The sequence below is a fragment of the Caballeronia mineralivorans PML1(12) genome, assembly GCF_001028175.1.
GTDB lineage: Bacteria > Pseudomonadota > Gammaproteobacteria > Burkholderiales > Burkholderiaceae > Caballeronia > Caballeronia mineralivorans.
Genome location: NZ_AEJF01000166.1, coordinates 1 through 3,888 on the forward strand (window position 1 = coordinate 1; position 3,888 = coordinate 3,888).

Below are 3,888 nucleotides of genomic sequence, written 5' to 3' on the forward strand. Positions count from 1 at the left end.
CCCGTGGTGTAGTCGAGTCCCCATGGGTTGCGCGTCGGCCCGAACAACTCGGGTTCGGTGTACGGCATCTGGCCGATTTCAGGCGTGTTGGTCTTGCCGAAAATGTTGAGCCCGGCCTGCTTCGAGCGCGCAATGATCAGCGAATCTTCAGTGGGCGTGTAGTGCTGGAAGTGACGGCAACCCATCGACATCCGCAAACCCGCAACCGGCGCACCCAGATCCTTGATGAGGTAGGGAACGCCCGCGAGTGGACCATCGCCGAGAGTGCCGGAGCCATCGCGGCCCCCACGGCTCGCGCGATTGCGAGCCGCCTGATAGTCCTTCAGCACGATGGCGTTGAGCGCGGGATCGACAGCTTCGGCGCGCGTGATTGCCGTATCGATCAGTTCCCGCGCGCTGACCTGGCCGCTGCGCACGAGCGCGGCGAGGCCGATCGCGTCGTAGTCGAGATACTCGGACTGCACGGTTCCCCCCTTGTCTCATGCGGTTGTGTCCCGTCTTCTCAGGCAGGCAACCGTGCAGTCCGCGGCGCAGTCCGCCGGGTTACGAATGCTCGCCGAGGAACGTGAGCGTGCGGCCGTGCGCCAGTGCCGATGCGGCTTGATTGTACGATGCGCGATCCGTGCAATTGAAGCCGTGATCGGCGCCCGGGTATACGTGGACCTGTGCGTCCTTGCCCGCGAAGCGCTGCTTCACTGAATCGACGGCGGCGGACGGAATATGGGCATCGAGTGCGCCGTAGTGGAATTGCATCGGCACCTTGATCTTGTCGGCTTGGTCGAGTTCGTTCTGGATGCCGCCGCCGTAATAGGCCACGGCGATATCGAACGCACCTTGCGCCGCCGACAGATACGCAAGCCGGCCGCCGAGGCAATAACCGATACCCGCGACCTTGCCCGTGACTTCCGGCAACGCGCGTAGCGCGGCGGCGGTCGCGGTGACATCGGCGAGCGCCAGCGTCACGTCGAGCTTGCCGTAGATTTCCATCGCCTTCTCGCGGTCTGCACCGGCATAGCCGAGTTCCACGCGCGGCTGGACGCGCCAGAAAATGTCCGGCGCGAGCGCGACGTAACCATCGGCGGCGTACTGGTCTGCCACGGCGCGGATGTGCGGATTCACGCCGAATATTTCCTGGATGATGACGACGCCCGGACCTTTGCCTGCCTTCGGCAGCGCGAGATAACCCTGGAAGGTGTCGCCGTTTGCTGGAATGTCGATCCAACGGGATGTCACGGTCATGATGAAGCTCCTGGCTGATGCCTGAATGATGGGGGCGAAACGAGAGGGAGCGAAAAAGCAGCGGGTTAGTGTGCCACCATTCGAACCGCCTTGCTGGCAAGGGCGCAGGCTGTAAAGTGGCTGTAGGAAACACACCCGACGGCGCCTCTTCATGGGTGTTTTCGCGATCGCGTACGCGTATTCCATGAGGCCTTGAAGCGGCGGCTAGTTAATACTCCTTCCCTAGTCTTTAACCCGACTTCTTAACCCGCACAATTGACTCCAAACAAGCGGACCGGATAATAACGGCATGGCCCGCTAAAACTAAAGCGACACCTCTAGAATGCCGCGAACGGCGCCGTCGGCAGAAGTGCCAATCCGCTGAAGAACCGCATGAACAGGAGCTTTCCGCATGGCACCAGCACACTTTCAATGGCTTCTCAACACATCTCTTATTGGTAGTCGCACCACTATCCTAAAAAACTTCCCCAAATTAATTTGACAACCCTACACTTGCGCGCAGTACGGATGGCGGCTGCCAAAAACGGCCGGCTGAAGGACTAGCCAAGTGCATGACGATGCATCCGGCGTGGTCGTCCACGGGGCTGAGCGATCGTGATGAAGACGGAGCACAGGGCGACACCGTTGTTTTTGGGACCGAAACTGGAGACTTACATGAACACCAAGCTTCACAAACTGTTGCCTATTAGCGCTGCAGCGCTGCTGTTCGCCTCGATGGCAACAACCGCTATGGCCGACGAGACCGTCAAGATCGGTCACGTTGCACCGTTGACCGGCGGCATTGCCCACCTGGGCAAGGACAACGAAAACGGCGCGCGCCTCGCAGTTGAAGAAATCAATGCCAAGGGTCTGACGATCGGCGGCCAGAAGATCACGCTTCAACTCGATCCGCAAGATGACGCGGGCGACCCGCGTACGGCAACGCAAGTTGCTCAGAAGCTGGTCGACGACAAAGTGGTCGGCGTGGTCGGTCACCTGAACTCCGGCACGAGTATCCCGGCTTCGAAGATCTATAGCGATGCCGGCATCGTCCAGATCTCGCCGTCGGCTACTAACCCGACGTACACGCAGCAAGGCTTCAAGACGACGTATCGCGTAGTGGCAACGGATGCTCAGCAAGGTCCGGCGCTCGCCAACTTCGCCGCCAAGACGATGAAGATGAAGAGCGTGGCGATCGTCGACGACTCCACGGCTTACGGCCAGGGTCTCGCGAACGAATTTGAAAAGACCGCCAAGGCGCTCGGCCTGAACGTGATGTCGCATGACGCGACGAACGACAAGGCTGTCGACTTCCGCGCCATTTTGACGAAGATCAAGGGTGAGAATCCTGACGCGGTGATGTACGGCGGCATGGACGCAACCGGCGGCCCGTTCGCCAAGCAAGCCAAGCAACTTGGCCTGCGCGCCAAGGTGCTGGCCGGCGACGGCGTATGTACCGAAAAGCTGGCTGATCTGGCAGGCGATGCAGCCGACAACGTAGTCTGCTCGGAAGCCGGCATGGCGCTCGAGAAGATGGAAGGCGGCCCGGCATTCGCAGCCAAGTTCCAGAAGCGTTTCGGCCAGCCGATCCAGATCTACGCTCCGTTCACGTATGACGCGGTGTACATCATTGTCGACGCAATGAAGCGCGCCGGCTCCACCGATCCGGCAAAGATCGTTGCTGCCATGCCGGGTACGGATTACAAGGGCGTGATCGGCGAAACGACCTTCGATTCGAAGGGCGATCTGAAGCACGGCGTGATCTCGCTGTACGACTACAAGGGCGGCAAGAAGACGCTGCTGGACGTGGTCAAGATGTAATTTCGCGGGCGGTCCGGTCTTGTGTTCGTGACCAAGACCGCCTTCGATGATTCTTTAAAAAAACGCGCTGATTCCGGTCAGCGCGTTTTTTTTGCGAGGGCGTTTGGCGAGGGTTTATCGATCACCCTCTCTCTGCGCTCAGAGCTTCAACTGCTTCATGATGCGCGGTCCGACGAGCGCGATCAGCGCCGCACAAGCTGCAACGATCGATAACCCGATCGGCAGCGTGCTCACCTGCGCCACACCGCCTATCAGCACCGGCCCGAACAGCAAGCCGAAGTAAGCGAGCCCGGCGACGTGCGCCAGGCCCTCGGCCGGGCTTACGCCCTGCACGCGCGCCGCCGCGGCGAACAGCACCGGCATCATGTTCGCGAGGCCGAGTCCCATCAGCGTGAAACCCGCCAGCGTGACTACCGCATTGGGCAATAAGAGCGCTGCAACCATGCCGATAAACGCCAGCGCCGCGCTCGCGAAGATGAGCTGCGGCGCGCCAAAGCGGGCGCGCACCGCATCGCCGCCGAAACGCCCGGCTGCCATGCCGCCGGTGAACGCCGCGTAGGCCGCGCTCGACAACGCGGGCGTGGACAGTACGACGTCGCGCATATAGACCGTCGCCCAGTCGTACATGGCCCCTTCGGCGATCAACGCAATCAAGGCCATGCCGCCCAGCGCCCACAACGCCCTGGAGCGCCAGCGATTCGACGACGACCGTCCGCCATGGTGGTCGTCCACATGAGGAACATGCGGCAGCACGGCGGGCATCGATACCAGGACCACGATCAAACTCACCCCTGCTGCGAGCACGAGGTGCGCGACCGGCGGCACGCCGTGCGCGAGCATCGCGCCGCC

Annotated in this window: 3 protein-coding genes and 1 pseudogene; 1 reads left to right on the forward strand and 3 read right to left on the reverse strand. The window is 61.6% G+C overall.

The window, feature by feature from the left end; all coding sequences use genetic code 11:
• A partial coding sequence (locus tag EOS_RS27770) for an amidase family protein (protein WP_047895401.1) occupies positions 1-464 on the reverse strand: 464 nt, incomplete at its 3' end.
• Between the two features lie 79 nt (positions 465-543).
• On the reverse strand, positions 544-1,239 hold the full coding sequence (locus tag EOS_RS27775) for a dienelactone hydrolase family protein (protein ID WP_047895402.1): 696 nt from the start codon (positions 1,237-1,239) through the stop codon (positions 544-546).
• Between the two features lie 654 nt (positions 1,240-1,893).
• Here EOS_RS27775 and EOS_RS27780 point away from each other — a divergent pair.
• Positions 1,894-3,039 (forward strand): branched-chain amino acid ABC transporter substrate-binding protein, encoded by a 1,146-nt coding sequence (locus EOS_RS27780; protein ID WP_047895403.1) that lies wholly within the window; start codon positions 1,894-1,896, stop codon positions 3,037-3,039.
• A gap of 138 nt (positions 3,040-3,177) precedes the next feature.
• On the opposite strand, the pseudogene EOS_RS27785 reads toward EOS_RS27780, so the two are convergent.
• Positions 3,178-3,888 (reverse strand): annotated as a pseudogene (locus EOS_RS27785) (MFS transporter); the annotation flags it as partial.